Origin of the sequence: Vibrio zhugei, from assembly GCF_003716875.1 — a bacterium.
In the GTDB taxonomy this organism is placed as follows: domain Bacteria; phylum Pseudomonadota; class Gammaproteobacteria; order Enterobacterales; family Vibrionaceae; genus Vibrio; species Vibrio zhugei.
This window is the reverse complement of record NZ_CP033078.1, coordinates 2,344,899-2,363,645: the sequence shown is the minus strand read 5'-3', so window position 1 is coordinate 2,363,645 and position 18,747 is coordinate 2,344,899. Positions and strand designations below refer to the sequence as shown.

Sequence of the window (18,747 nt, the reverse complement as noted above, 5' to 3'; positions counted from 1 at the left end):
AATAAGAGACAGTGAGGAACGAGTGACTCAATGGTATAAACTATGGTCAATACTGCTTGTTATTGCGCCAACGTTCGCAGCGAATGCGGTAACAACGGTCACTATCGAGAAAAATCGACCTAAAATTGCATTGGTTCTTGCCGGAGGCGGCGCTAAAGGTGCCGCACACATCGGGGTGTTGAAAGCGCTTGAAGATCTGCATGTGCCCGTGGACATTGTGACCGGAACCAGCATGGGCGCGTATGTCGCAGGCTTGTATGCGACGGGAATGAGCGCGGGTCAAATTGAGGGGCTGGTCAATCGCATTGACTGGTACAAAGGCTATCGCGATCGTGTTAGCCGTGCGGAACGTCGTGTTCGTGACAAAGAGTATGAAGATCGATACCAGTTGACGACCGATTTAGGGGTAAGCTGGAACGACATTCGTGCTCCCAAAGGCGTCGTCCAAGGGCAAAATATGCTGCGTATATTGCGGCAAAGTACCCATAATCTACTGCCATTTAAATCCTTTGATCAGTTGGTCATTCCGTATCGCGCAGTGGCCACCGATATTATTAAGCTCAAACCCTATATTTTAGATCATGGCTATTTAGTGGATGCCATGATGGCAAGTATGTCGGTACCTGGCGCTTTACCTCCGTATGAACTCGATGGACATTGGTTGGTGGATGGTGGCGTCACCAATAATATGCCTGTGGATGTGGCGCGTTCGATGGGCGCCGATCGAATTATTGCTGTGGATATTAGTACTGATTACATGAAGCAAGATTCTTTCACTGGTTTTCTCTCCGTCGCAGATCAATTGTCGAATTATTTAGTGCGCCGCAGTACGCAGCAACAAACGGAAAAGCTGACCGATAAAGATATTCTTTTACAACCCGCGGTTGGCGACATGGAAACGACCGCCTTTAAAAAAATTCCGGAAGCCTTCAAAAAAGGCTATGAAGCGGTCATGGCGCATAAAGAGCAGTTTGCACCGTTTGAGTTAACGACTGAACAATATCGTGAGTATTTACAAAACAAGGCGCGTAAACGCAGTCAGTTGAAATATGGTGATGCGCATCAGGTCGACCGTATTACCTTAAATAACCAATCGCATTACAGTGATAAATTACTACGAAACCGTTTGGACTTGCATGCCGGTCAGGTGATTCCAACACAAACAATAGAAGATAGTGTCGAAAGCCTTTACGCGTTAGACCGGTTCGAGAGAGTGAGCTATCACTTTGATAATTCGAAAGGGGATAACAATCTCGTTATTAAAGTGAAGGAAAAGTCTTGGGGACCTAATTACGCCAACTTCCGCGTATTCATTGAAGACGACTTTGATACCGATAGCCAGTATTCACTCGGTATGTCGATGAACTTTACTGATATGAATGATCAGGGCGCTGAATTAACGTTGAACTTGAATATGGGGACCGACAAGTTACTGGAAGCCCAATATTATTCCCCGTTGTTTGAAGGGCAAAAACTGTTCTATACCGCGTCAGCTCAATACAGTATCGATAAGCGCAGCGCGCCTTTGAGGGGGTTTGATGATACCTCGTTGGAAGCGACTAAGAATTATCGATCATTGAAGTATTCAGAATGGCAAGAAGAGTTAGCTTTGGGGTATCAACATGAACTATGGCGCGAGTTCAAATTAGGTCTGCGCTTTAACCAAGGTAAGACTGAGTATTCCACATTACCGTTATATGGCAGTGCTCAATATCGACGTTCGGGCGCGTTCTTAAACTACCGTTTAGATTCGTTGGATAACTATGCGTTGCCGAGCCAAGGGGCGTATCTGAATTTGGAATACTTGCTATCGAAAGATGACATATACAATGCTGAGCGTGGCTTTATTCAGAACAGCTCAGATACGGTGAGTGAATTGTCGGCTAAACTCATTCTCGCGCAAAGTTTTGATCGCCATACCATAGTGGCGAATGTCGATTATGGGGAAGTAAAGAGTAAGAACACGTCTACTCCTATCGCACCCAAAACGCTGGGGGGATTTTTAAATTTATCTGGCATCCCTAGAAATAGTCTTATCGGCCAGAATAAAGCGTTTACCAGTTTAACCTATCGTTATCGTTGGTTTGATAATGATTTTGGTTTGTTTACATCGCCAGTTTATTTGGGCGCATCGCTTGAATATGGTGGTGTATGGTCTAATCCGGATGAAGATGTGAGTTCGGCTCCGTTATATGCAGCAGGGTCTGTGTTTGCCGGTGTTGATTCCCCCATCGGACCGATAATATTTGGTTATGGACGAACAGAAGATAATCTAGATTCTATATATCTCATCATAGGATCGAGCATTAAGTAAGCGATCCTCGAGATGAGAGGCCATGATGACACGATATTTTGTGAGAACTTGATATGTTGATCAAATTGGTTAGATTTTAATATGTCGTTAAATTTGCTAGTCTGTATCCACAGTTTGGCCTCTCTAAGGCACTGTTTCTCAGTCGATTGAATTGAAAACATGGGCAAATAGAGAGCCAAGTTTCCAAGGATGTCTTCGCTGTGTCTCTCAAATGAGAAGCGTTGACCGTAATGAGAGGAAAATGTCGTGCTTGAAGCCTATCGTAAACACGTCGAAGAGCGTGCTGCTGAAGGAATTGTCCCTAAACCTTTAGATGCTGAACAAGTCGCAGCACTTGTTGATCTACTAAAGACCCCACCCGAAGGTGAAGAAGACTTCATCTTAGATTTGTTTGAAAACCGCATTCCACCGGGTGTTGATGAAGCCGCTTATGTCAAAGCGGGTTTTCTTTCTGCATTAACGACAGGAGAAGTCTCATCACCACTGATTAGCCCAGAAAAAGCAGCGAAGCTATTGGGTACGATGCAAGGTGGCTATAACATTCAACCGCTAATCGCTTTATTGGACGACGATAAGCTGGCTCCAATTGCGGTTGAAGCATTATCACATACGCTACTGATGTTTGATGCGTTCTATGACGTTGAAGAAAAAGCCAAAGCAGGAAATGAGCACGCCAAAGCCATTATTCAATCTTGGGCCGACGCGGAGTGGTTTCTGAAAAAGAAAAAACTCGACGAAAAGATTACGCTCACAGTATTTAAAGTCCCGGGTGAGACGAATACCGATGACTTATCTCCAGCGCCGGATGCTTGGTCTCGTCCTGATATTCCATTGCATGCCCTTGCTATGCTAAAGAATGCTCGCGACGGTATTACCCCAGATGATGAAGGCAATATTGGTCCTATTTCCACAATCAACAAGTTGAAAGAGAAAGGCTATCCGCTCGCGTACGTGGGGGATGTGGTGGGGACCGGGTCTTCACGTAAATCTGCGACCAACTCTGTGTTGTGGCATATGGGCCATGACATTCCTAATGTCCCTAACAAACGTGCTGGTGGTTTTGTTCTTGGCGGAAAAATCGCGCCTATCTATTTCAATACCATGGAAGATGCGGGGGCATTACCTGTTGAGTTGGATGTGTCTAAACTCAACATGGGGGATGTGATCGATATTTATCCTTATGAAGGAAAAGTGTGTGATCACGAAAGTGGCGAGGTGCTGTCGACTTTTACCCTGAAAACCTCTGTCATTCTTGACGAAGTTCGCGCTGGTGGCCGTATTCCACTGATCATTGGTCGCGGTTTAACGGAAAAAGCGCGTGAGTCATTAGGGTTAGAAACCTCCGATGTGTTTGCATTGCCACTCCCTGTCGCTGATAGCGACAAAGGGTTTACTCTGGCGCAAAAAATGGTCGGTAAAGCGTGTGGTGTCGAAGGCGTGCGTCCAGGCACATATTGCGAACCGAAAATGACCACAGTCGGCTCACAAGATACTACTGGCCCAATGACGCGTGATGAGCTTAAAGATTTAGCGTGTTTAGGCTTCTCGGCGGATTTGGTCATGCAGTCCTTCTGTCATACGTCGGCTTATCCAAAACCTGTGGATGTGCAAACTCACCACACATTACCCGATTTTATCATGAACCGTGGTGGCGTCTCTTTGCGTCCTGGGGATGGTATCATTCACTCATGGCTAAACCGTATGTTGCTACCGGATACGGTAGGGACAGGTGGTGACTCTCATACTCGTTTCCCATTAGGCATTTCATTCCCCGCCGGCTCTGGCTTGGTTGCGTTTGCGGCAGCGACAGGTGTGATGCCATTAGATATGCCTGAATCCGTCTTGGTGCGCTTTAAAGGTAAAATGCAACCAGGCATTACGTTACGAGATTTGGTTCATGCCATTCCTTATTTCGGTATTAAAGAAGGTCTACTGACTGTTGAAAAGTCAGGTAAAGTCAATGAGTTCTCTGGACGCGTACTGGAAATTGAAGGTTTAGAGCATTTAACCGTTGAGCAAGCGTTTGAATTATCGGATGCGTCAGCAGAACGTTCGGCGGCGGGATGTACTGTGAAGTTATCGCAAGCGTCGATTGAAGAATATCTGCAATCCAATATTGTGATGCTGAAATGGATGATTTCGGAAGGTTATGGTAACCGTCGTACTATCGAGCGTCGTATTAAATCGATGCAAGAATGGCTCGATAACCCAAGCATGATGGAAGCGGATGAAAACGCGGACTACAAACATGTTTTAGAAATCGATATGGATCAAATCCATGAGCCTATCTTATGTGCACCGAATGATCCTGATGATGCTCGTACGTTGTCTGATGTGGCGAATACCGATATTGATGAAGTCTTTATCGGCTCATGTATGACCAACATTGGTCACTTCCGCGCAACCGGTAAGCTGCTTGAACACTTTAAAGGTCAGTTGAATACGCGTTTATGGGTGGCGCCTCCAACAAAAATGGATAAAGACCAGCTTGTTGAGGAAGGCTACTACGGTATCTTTGGCCGCTCTGGGGTACGTATTGAAACTCCAGGGTGTTCATTGTGTATGGGTAACCAAGCACGTGTCGCTGACAAGGCGACAGTGATGTCTACCTCGACACGTAACTTCCCGAACCGACTGGGAAGTGGCGCCAATGTCTTTTTGGCGTCTGCTGAGCTATCTGCTGTTGGTGCCATTTTGGGGCATATCCCTACCGCGGAAGAATACGCGGAATATGCCAAGAAGATCGATGCGACAGCGGCGGATACTTATCGCTATCTGAACTTCCACAGAATGGGGCAGTATACGGATAAAGCGGATACCGTGATTTTCCAAGAGCCCGCTTAACCATTCCATCCAACGTATGTCAAAACCGATTGTGTTCACACAGTCGGTTTTTTTATGGCTGAAAAAGCCAGAAAACGGTATGCTCCTCTCTTGTTAGAAGAGCCATTAGTTAGCATAGAGAGCGCATGGTATGGAGTTTGAGTTCACTAAAAATACATTGTTGGGTGAATATTTTGTTCGTAGCTCGATGGAGCATCAGATCATTGCGCGTTGGCTGCAAGAAAACATGGCGCAAGATTGCACAAAAATCGATCACATACTTGAGTTAATTGCTCAGGCGCACCAATACCCAGCAAAAGAATGGGTATGGACAGGCGAGGAGCGCATGGTGTCTATGAGCAATTATGAAGTGACCGTACAAGACAATACGAATTTTTCTGGCTGTGATATAGAGTTAGATGCAAACTTGAGTCTGTACGAAAGTGAAAGCATGGCGCAATGTGGTTTAGAAGATTTTGAGTCAGCGATTATTCAGTGGCGTGAATTTATTCAGCGCTATTAGTCGCGTGATTCATTAGGGTGCAAATAGCGCCCTTATCGAGCCCGAGCGCGTTAATTTAGGGAAAGCCTGCACTAAAAAAGTGCAGGCTTTTCTTTTTTTGGAACGTTTTAAATTAAAAGTAAATTAAATTCAATTACTTATAAAGTTGGCACGTACCTTGGATTACTTCTCTTGTCGATGGATCACTGTGTTGGAGAAGAAAGATGAAAATCATTAATGCGATCATCAAACCCTTTAAGCTTGATGATGTGCGCGAAGCACTAGCAGATGTGGGTATTGAAGGTATGACTGTTGCCGAGGTGAAAGGATTTGGCCGTCAAAAAGGACATACTGAGCTTTACCGTGGCGCAGAATATCAAGTGGATTTCTTGCCTAAGGTAAAAATTGAAATCGCGACTCAAGCTGAAAATGTCGACCAAGTGGTTGAGGCAATTATAAAAGCAGCACATACCGGTAAAATTGGAGACGGTAAAATTTTTGTGTATGACTTAAGTCATGCTGTGCGTATTCGAACCGGTGAAACGGATTCCGAAGCACTTTAATTTGTATTTTTCTAGGACGGAGAAGCTTATTATGGAACTATCAGTAACAGTAACGGAGCTACGTTACGCACTGGATACCTTCTTTCTTTTGATTTCTGGCGCCTTGGTTATGTGGATGGCTGCTGGTTTTGCAATGCTTGAAGCAGGTCTAGTTCGCTCTAAAAACACCACCGAAATTTTAGCCAAAAACTTTGTTTTGTACGCGATCGCTTGCACCATGTATCTGATTGTTGGATACAACATTATGTACGTTGATAATAGCAGCGGTGGTTGGCTTCCTTCCTTAGGCACGTTAATTGGGACGCAAGCCGATGGTGCGGGTCACTCGCTTGAGGCTGACTTCTTCTTCCAAGTGGTCTTTGTTGCCACCGCGATGTCGGTAGTCTCTGGTGCGGTCGCTGAACGCATGAAATTATGGGCATTTTTGGTCTTTTCTGTGGTTCTTACCGGATTCATTTACCCATTAGAAGGGTACTGGACTTGGGGCGGTGGTTTCTTATCTGCCGCTGGTTTCAGTGATTTTGCTGGTTCAGGTATTGTGCATTTAGCGGGTGCCGCCGCCGCGCTAGCTGGCGTGTTATTGCTGGGCGCACGTAAAGGCAAATATGGGAAAAATGGTGAAATCTTCCCGATTCCTGGTTCCAACATGCCATTAGCAACATTAGGGACATTTATCCTATGGCTTGGCTGGTTTGGATTTAACGGTGGCTCTCAGTTAGCGTTATCAAGTTTTGATGATGCCACGTCCGTCGGCCAAGTGTTCTTGAATACCAATGCCGCCGCCGCCGCCGGTGCTATTGCTGCGATGATTGTATGTAAAATTACTTGGGGTAAAGCGGATTTAACCATGATCCTCAATGGAGCGCTAGCGGGGCTAGTTGCCATTACTGCTGATCCACTATCTCCCTCACCAATGATGTCGGTATTCATTGGCGCTGCTGCTGGTGTGATTGTTATCTTCAGTATCTTAATGTTTGATAAAGTGAAGATTGATGATCCTGTTGGTGCGCTTTCTGTTCACGGTGTGTGTGGTGTCTTTGGATTGCTTGTTGTACCACTAAGTAATGCGGATGCGACCTTCGGAGCACAAATTCTGGGTGCGGTTGTGATTTTTGCTTGGGTATTTGTGGCAAGCCTGATTGTTTGGGCCATTTTGAAAGCGACCATGGGTATCCGTGTGACAGCTGATGAAGAAATGGAAGGTATGGATGTCCATGACTGTGGCGTCGAAGCGTATCCAGAGTTTGTCAGTGGCAAATAATGAAGAGTAAAACATCGCTGATGAAAAAGCCTGCTTGATGAGCAGGCTTTTTTTATGGCGGTTGTCAGCAAAAGCACAACGTGTATTTAGCGACGTTTCATCGCATGATGAATCACAAATTTCTTGGTTTTTGCTAAGGTATCGCAAGCGCCAAAACTTCGCTCAATGATGGGAGAATATTTCAAGAAGCTGTTGGCAACGACATACAACTCGCCGCGTTTGACTAAGGATTGAGGCGCTCTTGCCAGTAACGTCTCAGTGGTATCATAGCTGGTCTCTAGGCCCGAGTGGAATGGGGGATTGGTGACGATGAATTGATATTCATCGTTGATGTCTGAATAAATATCCGATGCAAAGACGTGTGCCGTGAGCCCATTGGCCGCTAACGTTTCTTGCGATGAACGAATCGCTAACGCACTAATATCACATAAGTTGAGTTCTATGTTGGGATTGAGTGTCAACATGACGGTGCCAATGACACCAGCACCACAGCCGAAATCTAACACTTTCCCTGTTAAGTTAGGCAGTGCATCAATCAGTAGGCGGCTACCGATATCCAATTCGCCATGACTAAATACTCCAGGTAGACTGCGGATGGTGATTTGCTTGCCCTGATACTCAACGGTATACGATTTAAACCAATCGTTAATATCAAACGGTGTTGGTACGTTTTCACATTGGCCCCAATAGAAAGAACATCGACGGGCCGAATCGTATTTCTGTACGCTCCCGTATTCTTTAAAGAGCTTTTCGATGCTTTTTACGCCAGAGCGATTTTCACCCACGACGACAATTTCTGTTCCGACTCCCAATTTACTCATCAGCATGGCCAATAAGTAAGTGGCTTCTTTTTTTGATTTAGGCCAGTAAAGTAACACGAGGTCAGCAGTGACATCGTCACTGAGCTCTTCACTAAAATGGCATTGAATATTGTCAGAATTATCCCACTGACGAGAATAGCGATAGTCCGTAGTAAAAATAGTAACAGAAGCGCTGTGCTGGAGCAGTTGTTGTGGGAAGTGATCTTCAGCTTCACCCGCCACTAAAACGTGTTTATCAGCAAAGTAGTCGATTTGACGTTCTGCGATTTGGCTAGGAGCAGTGTAGTTCGCCATAGTATGTCTCATTCAGTTGATAGGCGGCTGATTCTCGCACAAACCCGCGTCCGCTTGAAGACACGAATGCGGGTTTATGACGAAATGACGGCAACAAGATCAGTTTTTATCTTGCCAGCTGAGAAAGTCTCGAAATTCTTCATCATAGAGGTGGAATAACACAACGGTAACGGCAAAAATCAGAGGCCCATAGATTAAACCAATCAGACCAAAGAATTGGATACCGCCCAACAGAGCAAAGAAGATCATGAGAGTGCTCATCCCACCACTGCCTTGCATCAGTAAAGGACGCAGTAGGTTATCGATAGAGCCGACAATTACAATGCACCAAATGGCGAGAAAAATAGCCCATGAGGTATCGCCAGTGGCAAACAAATATAACGTGGCGGGTACCCAGATTAAGGCGGTACCGATGACAGGGATAAAGGAGGTAAAGCCAATCATTGTGCCCCAAAATAGCCCAGGAAAACCCGCTAACCACATCCCTAATCCGCCGGCAACACCTTGCGCGATTGCCGTCAGAAATGATCCCATCACTGCAGATTTAGATACACTCTCGACCTCGTTGAGAAGGCGGTCTTCTTGGCTGCGCGACAGGGGAATGATGTGTCTGAGACCACCGATGATCTTTTGATGATCACGTAGTAGGAAGAACAGCACAAAAATCATCAAGAAAAAATTCAGAATAAATCCGGTTGCATCCCCGAGCACTTTGGCACTCGCTCCGACAAGTTCTGAACCAAAACTGGTCGAAAATTTGGCCACTCGCTCGCCCAGTTTTTCGGGGGTTAGGGTATCAAAGGGAAGGTAGTGATTGGAGAAATTCAGTGCTCGTTCGACGAATGGATGATTTAAAAAGGCTTCAAACCCGCCATGGGTAACCCATTGATAGACATTTTGCGAAAATTTTGCCCCTTGTTGAGCGATGGCGGCGAAAAATGCCAATAAAGGAATGACGACGATAATGGTGAGCACAAAACAGGAAATCATTGCGCTAATATTTGGGTAGCTTGGCATTTTACCGTGAATTCGACTATGAATCGGAAACATCAGCAATGAAATGATGAAAGCGATGATGATCGAGTTGATATAAGGAGCAATAAGTAAATAGCAAGCTGTCGCCGCCGCGAGTAAAGCGAAGATCAATACCCAATGGCTCGAATTGATTCTTACTTTTTGGTGTTCAGTCATATCGGTCTCAATAGAAAAGTGGTATGTCTGTATAATGACGAATAATTAAAAATGACGCAATCAGCGAGGGGAAATATGGGGTGTTGTGATAAAAAATGCGACTGTTCTGCAAAGAAAAGTGGACATCTACGCCGCGTACCTTGGACGGCTTGGGTGTTAGGCGTGTTATTCATCCTCGTTGTGTGGAATTGGCATTAAAGGCGATTGAGAGAATAAAAAAGGCTACGCATCTGCGCAGCCTTGTTACTCAATACTCGTAAATATTATGCTTGGTTCATGGCTTCAAAGCTGCGTTCTGCCGCTTCAATGGTCGCATCGATATCAGCGGTGCTATGGGCGAGCGAGATAAAGCCAGCTTCAAAAGCCGAAGGGGCCAAATACACGCCGTAGTTAAGCATGTGATTAAAGAATTGTTTAAATTTCTCACTATCACATTTGGCCACGTCTTCATAACAGGTCACGCGTTCTTGATCCGTAAAGAAGAAACCGAACATGCCGCCTACTTGATGTACGAGTAACGGAATGTTGTGTTTATCCGCGACGGCTTTGATGCCTTTTGCAAGAGCGGATGCTTTTTGGTCTAATCGGCGCTCACTGTCTTCTTGTTGCAAGAGAGATAAACATGCATAGCCTGCGGCCATTGCAATAGGGTTACCTGATAGGGTGCCAGCTTGATAAACTGGCCCTGTCGGTGCGATGTATTGCATGATTTCTTTTTTCCCACCAAAGGCACCTACAGGCATACCGCCACCGATGACTTTACCTAACGTGGTTAAATCAGGAGTGACGTTGTAGTACGCTTGAGCGCCACCCAGTGCCACACGAAAGCCGGTCATGACTTCATCGAAAATCAGTAAAGCCCCTTCTTGATCACACAGCGCTCGTAAGCCACTTAAAAAACCATCGACAGGCGGTACACAGTTCATATTGCCCGCTACAGGTTCAACGATAATGCAGGCAATGTCACCGGGATTGGCTTTGAAGACTTCTTTGACCGACTCTAAGTCGTTATAGCGGGCGGTCAACGTATGTTTGGCAAAATCAGCAGGCACACCAGGGGAGCTTGGTTGGCCAAGGGTTAATGCGCCTGAACCGGCTTTCACCAACAGTCCATCTGAGTGGCCATGGTAGCAGCCTTCAAATTTGATGATTTTATCGCGGCCTGTATAGCCACGAGCGAGACGAATGGCGCTCATGGTCGCTTCTGTACCAGAGTTGACCATGCGGATTTGTTCCATGGAAGGGACTAATTCTGAGACCAAGCTCGCCATATCCGTTTCTTTGGCAGTGGGTGCTCCAAAGCTCAGCCCTTTTTGTGCAGCATCAATCACGGCTTCGCGAATGGCCACATGGTTATGACCTAAAATCATCGGTCCCCACGAGCCGACATAATCGATATAGGCTTTACCGTCAGCGTCAAACAGAAACGCACCATCGGCTCGGTCGATAAAAATAGGTGTGCCGCCTACACCATTGAATGCGCGGACAGGAGAGTTAACGCCGCCAGGAATTTTTTCTTGGGCAAGCTGATAGAGATCGGCTGATTTGGTCATGGAAATTTCCTCTTCTTTATTTCGGGACCGATATGGCGAGCATTGTACGCTTCTATTGATGCAGACGAAATATTTTCCCTGCTTTTCTCTTTACACTTCCCTATGGGGAGCACTCTGTATAAAGTGGTCGTAACGATAAGCTGGCATAAGAGGCAAGACTCAGCCATAGTGCAGAGCTATTGGTCCGATATGAGCTAATACTTGATTGAAGCAGTCAGGTATTAGATAATGAGCCGTTATATAAGAATGCTCATCACTGGTCACTCATTCCCTAAGGTGAATCGACTCATGTGGTGACACAAATGGGAGAGAGCGTTGTGAGTGAAAATAATATCCCTTTGTCATTTTCAGAAGCTGCGGCAAAACGAGTCAAAGTTCTGATTGAGGAAGAAGAAAATCCAGCACTGAAGTTACGAGTGTACATTACCGGTGGTGGCTGTAGTGGCTTTCAATATGGTTTCACTTTTGATGAAAGTGTCAACGATGGTGATACGACCATCGATAAGGAAGGCGTTACATTGGTCATTGACCCAATGAGCTTACAGTATTTGATCGGTGGAGAGGTCGATTATACGGAAGGTCTAGAAGGCGCTCGCTTTTTCGTCAATAACCCCAATGCCACGACTACGTGTGGCTGTGGTGCTTCTTTCAGCGTGTAACCTTTTTTGGATAAGCCGAATCGTAAAAAGCAGAATGCCCAGGCATTCTGCTTTTTTATTGGCTGGTGTTATTGGGAAGGAACAAAGAGAAAATGGCTATAGCGCTCAAGCTGATGTAAGCGTTCTTTAGCTACGCTTAAAAATTGCTGTTTGGCTTGGCCTTTGAGAGAGCGTGACAACGGTAAATCTACGGTTCTCGGGTTTTTATGTACCCCATGCACGAGAAATTCATAGTGCAAATGTGCGCCTGTCACCCTACCAGTACTGCCGAGCGTACCAATGGTTTGCCCTTGTTTAATACGTTGACCAGTTTTTACAAAACGTCGCTTGAGATGCAAGTATTTGGTGGTGTAGGTATTGCTGTGACGTATAAAAACATAGTTACCGTTGTATTGATTATAGCCTGCTTTTTTTACCACTCCATCCCCAGCCGCCCAAATCGGGGTGCCAACGGGGGCGACATAATCGGTCCCTCGATGCGGACGGACACGTCCAGTTACCGGGTGTAAGCGGCGCGGGTTAAAATTAGACGATACTCGGCGAAAGTCCAGCGGTGAGCGTAAAAACGCTTTTTTCATTGCGCGGCCGTTTTCGTCATAGTAGTTACCTGTCGCATCGTCACGAATGGCGGTAAAGGTTTTCCCTCGGTTAGTAAACCTTGCGGCAATAATATCGCCTCGTTCCGTGACTTGACCTTCGACGACTTTCTCTTGATACAGTAGCTCAAAGTGGTCACCGGCACGAATATCCAGTGCAAAATCGACATCCCAGCCAAAAATACTCGCGATTTGCATTATTTGGTTTGGCGTGATTCCCGCGTTGCTCGCCGCTTTCCAAAAATTGGAATGGATGGTTGCATTCGCATAGTTGTATTGGAAATAGACATCTTTGGTGTCGACGGTTGAGGTGTAATGATCGCCACTTTTCTTGACAACAAACGTTTCATAGGAATTGATCCTACGACGTAACTGAAGTAGCTCATGTTGATCATTTAAGCCGAAATACAGTTCATCACCAGGACGTAGGTGAGTTAAATGATGATGAATATCAGCGTTGCTTGACGTTAAGGCATAGAGCACACGAGAAGACAATCCTACTCGTTGGAAAAGCACAGCGCTGCTTTCTCCCGATTTTACGGTGTGTTTCTCCCAGATTAATGGCGTATGCTGGGAAAGGCGATCTTCTTGTTCGCTGAGTCGTTCATGATTTAATGGAAGGGGGTATGGCTGACCTATCTTTAGCCCTTCTTGCTGATTAATGAGTTTGTCTGGATCGGGGAGAAAAAATGCTGCACCGACAATCAAGGCAGAACACATGACAATGGAAAGTTTGTGTAGCCAGGTTAAACGGGAAATAATGGTCATGATAATGGGCTTGGTTTGAGAAATATTAAATTAATTCGCTGCTTGTTAGTCTAACTGGTTTCAAAAGTAGTCGCTATTCAAGTAATATGTCGAATTATTACATTTTGCCAAATCTGTGGGAGTGAACAAAGAATGGCGAGTATTGAAGCCGCTTTAGCTGAACTTAAGCGTGGTGTAGCAGAGCTTATCCCGGAAGATGAGCTGATTGCTAAATTAAAAGAAAACCGACCGTTGCGAATCAAGCTAGGTGCGGATCCAACGGCACCAGATATTCATTTAGGTCATACTGTAATTCTTAATAAGTTGCGTGCCTTTCAAGAGCTTGGTCATGAAGTGACATTCCTGATTGGTGATTTTACCGGCATGGTGGGTGACCCAACGGGGAAAAATACAACGAGACCGCCGCTGACCCGTGAAGATGTTATGCGCAATGCGGAAACCTATAAAACCCAAGTATTTAAGATTTTAGATCCAGAAAAGACAACCATTCAATTTAACTCTGAATGGTTATCGAAGTTGGGTGCCGAAGGCATGATCCGTCTTGGCTCTCACCAAACGGTTGCCCGTATGTTAGAGCGTGATGATTTCAAAAAGCGCTATGCTAGCGGCCAAGCCATTGCAATTCATGAATTTATGTACCCGTTGCTTCAAGGCTACGACTCGGTGGCAATGGAGACCGATGTGGAATTGGGCGGAACGGATCAGCGCTTTAACTTGCTGATGGGACGAGAGCTGCAAAAAGCCAACGGCCAAACTCCGCAAGTTGTCATGATGTTGCCATTACTGGTCGGGCTAGACGGTGAGAAAAAAATGTCTAAGTCCGCCAATAACTATATTGGTATTGATGACGCTCCGAGTGATATGTTCGGTAAAATCATGTCGATTTCCGATGTTTTGATGTGGGATTACTACGAACTGTTGTCTTTCCGTCCATTGGAGGAAGTGGAGCAGTTTAAGGCCGATATTGAAGCGGGTAAAAACCCTCGTGATATTAAGATTCTATTAGCGAAGGAAATCATTGCGCGTTTCCACTCTGAAGCGGATGCCGATGCAGCTGAACAAGAGTTCATCAATCGATTCCAGAAAGGCGCTATGCCCGATGAAATGCCTGAGTTTGAGTTGGCCGAAGGCATGGCAATTGCCAACGTTTTAAAAGAAGCGGGCTTAGTGAACTCAACTTCTGATGCGATGCGTATGGTTCGCCAAGGTGCAGTAAAGTGCGACGGCGAAAAAGTGGCCGACACCAAGTGGGTACCGGAAACTGGCACCGCAGTCTATCAAGTTGGTAAGCGTAAATTCGCTCGTATTACGATTAAGTAATCCGCCAATTGAACAGAGAAAAAGCGCCTTAAGGCGCTTTTTTTATACCTGAATGTGAGTCGTAAAGAACGCCGCTATCTGTGGGGGCTAGCGTGTCTGCTTAATGATTTGGCGATAGAAATCTTGCTCAATACGGGTGAGAGGCGTGGGGCGGACATTGTGCTCGGATTGACTTGGGAAGTAGTCCGTAATGTATTGCACAAAAACGCTACTGGGGCGTCCTGACGCATCATACACAAAGCCCACCAAGTTATGCGTACCATATAAGGTCCCACTTTTGGCTGATAACGCGCCTTTGACTGGGGCTGCCATCAAACTCCGACGATATTTTAATGTGCCCGATAATCCAGAACGAGGTAGCAAAGCCAAGAGACCGAGTTGTTCATCATGCTTGCCAATATATTGCAAGATAGAGAGCATGGTTGAGGCCGCGATACGATTATCTCGAGATAGACCTGACCCATCGACAAGTTGAGCCTCGTCCAATGCAATACCAGTATGATTTTCAATAATGTTCTTTATGGCAGCGGTGCCATTTCGATAGCTTCCCGGTTGATGGAATACGACGCTTCCCAAGGTTTTCGTTATGCTATCGGCGTAAAGGTTGTCCGATTTTCTCAGCATAGTGGACAGTAACTGCGAAAGAGCGGCGGAATAATGCGTCGCTATTGTTTTTGTGTGTTGTGATGATTTGGGAGAGCCAATGCGCACGCGCCCCTCAATGGATATATGTAATTGATTCAGTAGCCGATAGACAATACGCTGTGTGTATTGTCCCGTATTTTGCACCGCAAACTTGAGAGGCAAAGGTTGTTTCTGCTTAACGAGGCAGCCACTGATGATATAGCGGTTATCGTGTCTAGCTTGCAAGTCTAAATCACAGTGGCGATTTTGCTTACCGCTTGGGCTCACACTGATCACTTGGTTCTCGATATGTATGGGATATTGCTCTGGGACATACACCCGAGTTTTGCCATTTTTGAGGCTATATATTGAGGCCGGTATGCAATTATGATCCACATTGATCGCACTGGCTGGCGCGCTATAGCAGACGCCCAGTGCATCCCATGGCCAGCCAGTTGCTTTTTCAAAGCCAGTGAACGCCGAGTTATCCAACCATAAATCGCCTTGTATGTGTGTCACCCCATGCTGTTTCAAGGTTTCGAGCAATGTTCGAATATCTTGAGTCGTTAAGGAAGGATCACCGGAAAAGGCGATACTGTAATCGTGAGTAGACTGACGAAGCTGAGTAGAAAAACGGAATTCTTTGCCAAGTTCTATTGTCGCGGCAAGCGCGGTTAACACTTTTAGGGTGCTGGCAGGAGGAAAGTAATCACTATTTTCATAGTGAGTTAAGATTTGGTTGGTATCCAGTGACTTCGCAACGAGATGGTAACGCGCATTGGGAGAAAGAGTGGTCAGTTGTGTGTTGATATTGTTTTGTGCAACCGCCCATGGCGAAAGCAACCCACAAGACACGGCCAATAAATAAATAAAAATCGAACGCATAATGTCACTTTAGTTGAAAGCATTGAGGGGCTTAGTATAGCGACATAAAAAAACACCCGCTATAAGGCGGGTGTTGTTACTGGATAAAACTTACGTCAAATGTTTAGAAACGGTATTGCAAGCCCGCCATTGCTTGGTCTTGTTTGTTAACATTGTGTAACATTCCATCATCACTGGTGAGTGATTTTTTATCACTGTCATCAAGTAGGTTCCATTTATAACCCACATAGCCGAAGAACGTTGGCGTAAAGAAGTAATTCACTTCTGCTGCTAGAGCATCAACAGTGTCGTCTTTACGCTCACCTTTGTTATACGTTGCGACAAGTTTTGTCTTATCAATGGTGTACGCCGCAGCGAACTCATAACCTTTGTAGTTATGTACTTGATTATCATCGTAGTCAATGTGAGTGTATAACGCAGCTAGGTACAATGCATCATAAGTGAATGCTGTTGTTACCATGGCTTGCTCGTTATCATTTTGCTCAGAATAACCACCACCGACAACGACACCTGTATCGGCAATACCATAGGTAAGCGCTAGTGCATAGCCATCTTGACCGTTATCGACACGGCTGTTGTTATCGGCACTGTCTTGGCCATCAGCAAAGCGATAGCCAGCGCTGACGCCTAATGAATCAAATTGTGCATTGTAAGCTAGGTAGTTATCGGTACGGCCTGCTAGAGAGTTATATTCATCAGGTGTCGACTGATCAGCATTAGGGCCACCATCAACAATGTTACCAGAATAATCAACAGAAGCGGCTTTACCCCATGTTGACATGATATCGGTGAAGTTGGTCAAATGAACCAAAGCGCCATCTTGTTGACCGTAAGTAATTTCACCTGCATCCATACCAAGACCTGCGTATAGGTAACGCGTTTTAATCTCTGTACTGTTAGAATCAAGTTGACCGTTATGTTCTTCTTTGGCCCATTCTGTTTCAAATTTGGCTAGACCGTAAAGTTTGTCATTAACTTGGTGTGTGCCTTCAAAGTTAAGACGAGCTCGTGTGCGATCGTTGGCGTCACTATCTTGTAATTGAAGACGCGCTTCTACGCGACCACCAATAGAAAGAGAGGTTCCGTCTGCGTTATAAACTTCAGCTGCGTTAGCACCTGTTGTAAGGGCAGCTGCTGCCACAGCTACTGCGATGATAGTCTTTTTCATCTCATTAAGTCCTAAAAAGTAGTGTCCACAAAAACGTTGGTTGAGACGTTTTATCGATCCTGATAAATCTCGTCTTAACATCAGTTAGGTGCGTTCCTGCACCTGACGTAAACTGACGTTACAACATCAAGCATTTACGTATTCAATTTTGGTCATATAGTTCCCGATGGGTTAGTAAAATGATATAAAATCGATAAAAGAACAGTGTTTTATTATAATGTAAAAAATATCAAAGAATTGTTTTTAAAGGATTTTTTATTAATATCAAGAGCTTATTAATGGCTAGTGAAATATTATTTTTTTATATTTTTTGATTATTTTTTCATCTTTTATAAGATTTTTCTTGTGCACCAGATCACAATGAATTTTTACATGCAACCCTTTGACGCAAATTTAAAAAGTTAAATATGGATTTTGGATGATTTCGTTTTAAACTTTGTTTAAACTGGTGAACATTATTTCAATCGGCGCTACCTAACCTTTATATGGGTTGGGTGGTATTGTTTTGTCCAAAGATCGCTTTGGCATAGAGGTATAATATGGAAAAAGTTCCTATGACTGTACGCGGCGAAGAAATGCTGCGTAAAGAACTTGATAAACTTCTCAAGCTACGTCCACAAATCTCTGCCGCTATCGCAGAAGCTCGCGAACTAGGTGATTTGAAAGAGAATGCCGAATACCACGCTGCGCGCGAAGAGCAAGGCATTTGCGAGGCACAAATTCGTGATATTGAATATAAACTGTCTGTTGCGCAGGTTATTGATGTCACAAAAATTGATAATTCTGGTAAGGTCATTTTCGGCTCTACGGTTACCGTGGTTGACGTGGATAGTGACGAGGAAAAAACCTATCAAATCGTCGGGAATGACGAGGCTGACATTAAACTTGGCCGTATTTCGATCAGTTCTCCAATTGCGCGAGGTTTGATTGGTAAAGAAGAAGGTGATGAAGTCGTTATCACTACCCCAGGAGGGGATAAAGTATTTGAAATTGATCGTGTCGAATACATCTAACGCTCAATAAAAAGGTCGCCAATGGCGACCTTTTCTTATTGGAGTCGCAATCTTGTCTACTTACGAGGTAGTTCAATTTTGCGTTGTTCTGAAGGGCGATACAATACCAGTACTTTCCCGATAACTTGAACTTTTTCAGCACCAGTTTCGCGTACGATAGCATCAACGATGAGTTGTTTTGTTTCACGATCTTCAGAAACAACCTTCACTTTAATCAGTTCATGGAAGTCTAGAGCGATCTCAATTTCCGCTAAAACAGCTTCAGTTAATCCGTTGGCACCCATAAGCACAACAGGCTTTAGGTTGTGTGCGAGTGCTTTGAGGTGCTGTTTTTGTTTATTGCTTAGGTTCATTACGCGACCAAATTTATTTAATATTAGGGTTGAAAACCC

Annotated in this window: 15 protein-coding genes; 8 read left to right on the top strand and 7 right to left on the bottom strand. The window is 45.0% G+C overall.

The window, feature by feature from the left end; translation table 11 throughout:
• Positions 1 to 22: 22 nt before the first annotated feature.
• From EAE30_RS16085 to EAE30_RS16065, 5 genes are all read left to right on the top strand, one after another.
• On the top strand, positions 23 to 2,314 hold the full coding sequence (locus tag EAE30_RS16085) for a patatin-like phospholipase family protein (RefSeq protein WP_123016822.1): 2,292 nt from the start codon (positions 23 to 25) through the stop codon (positions 2,312 to 2,314).
• Between the two features lie 246 nt (positions 2,315 to 2,560).
• Positions 2,561 to 5,158 carry a bifunctional aconitate hydratase 2/2-methylisocitrate dehydratase gene (gene acnB / locus EAE30_RS16080; RefSeq protein WP_123016821.1) on the top strand — a complete coding sequence of 866 codons (2,598 nt, stop codon included), beginning with the start codon at positions 2,561 to 2,563 and terminating at the stop codon, positions 5,156 to 5,158.
• A gap of 130 nt (positions 5,159 to 5,288) precedes the next feature.
• Positions 5,289 to 5,660, top strand: a complete 372-nt coding sequence (locus EAE30_RS16075) for a YacL family protein (RefSeq protein WP_123016820.1) — start codon at positions 5,289 to 5,291, stop codon at positions 5,658 to 5,660.
• Positions 5,661 to 5,863: 203 nt separating this feature from the next.
• Positions 5,864 to 6,202, top strand: coding sequence for a P-II family nitrogen regulator (gene glnK, locus EAE30_RS16070; protein WP_123016819.1), 339 nt, complete (start codon positions 5,864 to 5,866; stop codon positions 6,200 to 6,202).
• A gap of 31 nt (positions 6,203 to 6,233) precedes the next feature.
• Positions 6,234 to 7,463: an ammonium transporter gene (locus EAE30_RS16065; RefSeq protein ID WP_123016818.1), complete on the top strand. Its 1,230-nt coding sequence runs from the start codon at positions 6,234 to 6,236 to the stop codon at positions 7,461 to 7,463.
• Between the two features lie 86 nt (positions 7,464 to 7,549).
• Here EAE30_RS16065 and rsmC read toward each other — a convergent pair whose 3' ends face one another.
• From rsmC to hemL, 3 genes are all read right to left on the bottom strand, one after another.
• Complete coding sequence (gene rsmC / locus EAE30_RS16060; RefSeq protein WP_123016817.1) at positions 7,550 to 8,578, bottom strand: 16S rRNA (guanine(1207)-N(2))-methyltransferase RsmC; 1,029 nt, start codon at positions 8,576 to 8,578, stop codon at positions 7,550 to 7,552.
• A 99-nt stretch (positions 8,579 to 8,677) separates the two neighbouring features.
• On the bottom strand, positions 8,678 to 9,769 hold the full coding sequence (locus EAE30_RS16055) for an AI-2E family transporter (RefSeq protein ID WP_123016816.1): 1,092 nt from the start codon (positions 9,767 to 9,769) through the stop codon (positions 8,678 to 8,680).
• 263 nt (positions 9,770 to 10,032) lie between these two features.
• Positions 10,033 to 11,322: a glutamate-1-semialdehyde 2,1-aminomutase gene (hemL, locus tag EAE30_RS16050; protein ID WP_123016815.1), complete on the bottom strand. Its 1,290-nt coding sequence runs from the start codon at positions 11,320 to 11,322 to the stop codon at positions 10,033 to 10,035.
• A 317-nt stretch (positions 11,323 to 11,639) separates the two neighbouring features.
• On the opposite strand from hemL, the gene erpA reads away from it, so the two are divergent.
• Positions 11,640 to 11,981 (top strand): iron-sulfur cluster insertion protein ErpA, encoded by a 342-nt coding sequence (gene erpA, locus EAE30_RS16045; RefSeq protein WP_123017404.1) that lies wholly within the window; start codon positions 11,640 to 11,642, stop codon positions 11,979 to 11,981.
• Between the two features lie 68 nt (positions 11,982 to 12,049).
• On the opposite strand, the gene EAE30_RS16040 is transcribed toward erpA, so the two are convergent.
• On the bottom strand, positions 12,050 to 13,348 hold the full coding sequence (locus EAE30_RS16040) for a peptidoglycan DD-endopeptidase ShyC (RefSeq protein WP_123016814.1): 1,299 nt from the start codon (positions 13,346 to 13,348) through the stop codon (positions 12,050 to 12,052).
• Between the two features lie 129 nt (positions 13,349 to 13,477).
• Between EAE30_RS16040 and tyrS the strand changes: the two genes are divergently transcribed.
• Entirely contained in the window at positions 13,478 to 14,665 is a 1,188-nt protein-coding gene (gene tyrS, locus EAE30_RS16035; protein ID WP_123016813.1) for a tyrosine--tRNA ligase, read from the top strand.
• 87 nt (positions 14,666 to 14,752) lie between these two features.
• On the opposite strand, the gene dacB is transcribed toward tyrS, so the two are convergent.
• Positions 14,753 to 16,174 carry a serine-type D-Ala-D-Ala carboxypeptidase gene (gene dacB / locus EAE30_RS16030; RefSeq protein WP_123016812.1) on the bottom strand — a complete coding sequence of 474 codons (1,422 nt, stop codon included), beginning with the start codon at positions 16,172 to 16,174 and terminating at the stop codon, positions 14,753 to 14,755.
• 103 nt (positions 16,175 to 16,277) lie between these two features.
• Positions 16,278 to 17,342 carry a porin gene (locus tag EAE30_RS16025; protein ID WP_164711880.1) on the bottom strand — a complete coding sequence of 355 codons (1,065 nt, stop codon included), beginning with the start codon at positions 17,340 to 17,342 and terminating at the stop codon, positions 16,278 to 16,280.
• Between the two features lie 539 nt (positions 17,343 to 17,881).
• On the opposite strand from EAE30_RS16025, the gene greA reads away from it, so the two are divergent.
• Positions 17,882 to 18,355 carry a transcription elongation factor GreA gene (gene greA / locus EAE30_RS16020; RefSeq protein WP_123016810.1) on the top strand — a complete coding sequence of 158 codons (474 nt, stop codon included), beginning with the start codon at positions 17,882 to 17,884 and terminating at the stop codon, positions 18,353 to 18,355.
• Positions 18,356 to 18,411: 56 nt separating this feature from the next.
• Here the strand turns inward: greA and yhbY are convergent, their stop codons facing one another.
• On the bottom strand, positions 18,412 to 18,708 hold the full coding sequence (gene yhbY / locus EAE30_RS16015) for a ribosome assembly RNA-binding protein YhbY (RefSeq protein ID WP_123017403.1): 297 nt from the start codon (positions 18,706 to 18,708) through the stop codon (positions 18,412 to 18,414).
• Positions 18,709 to 18,747 lie beyond the last annotated feature (39 nt).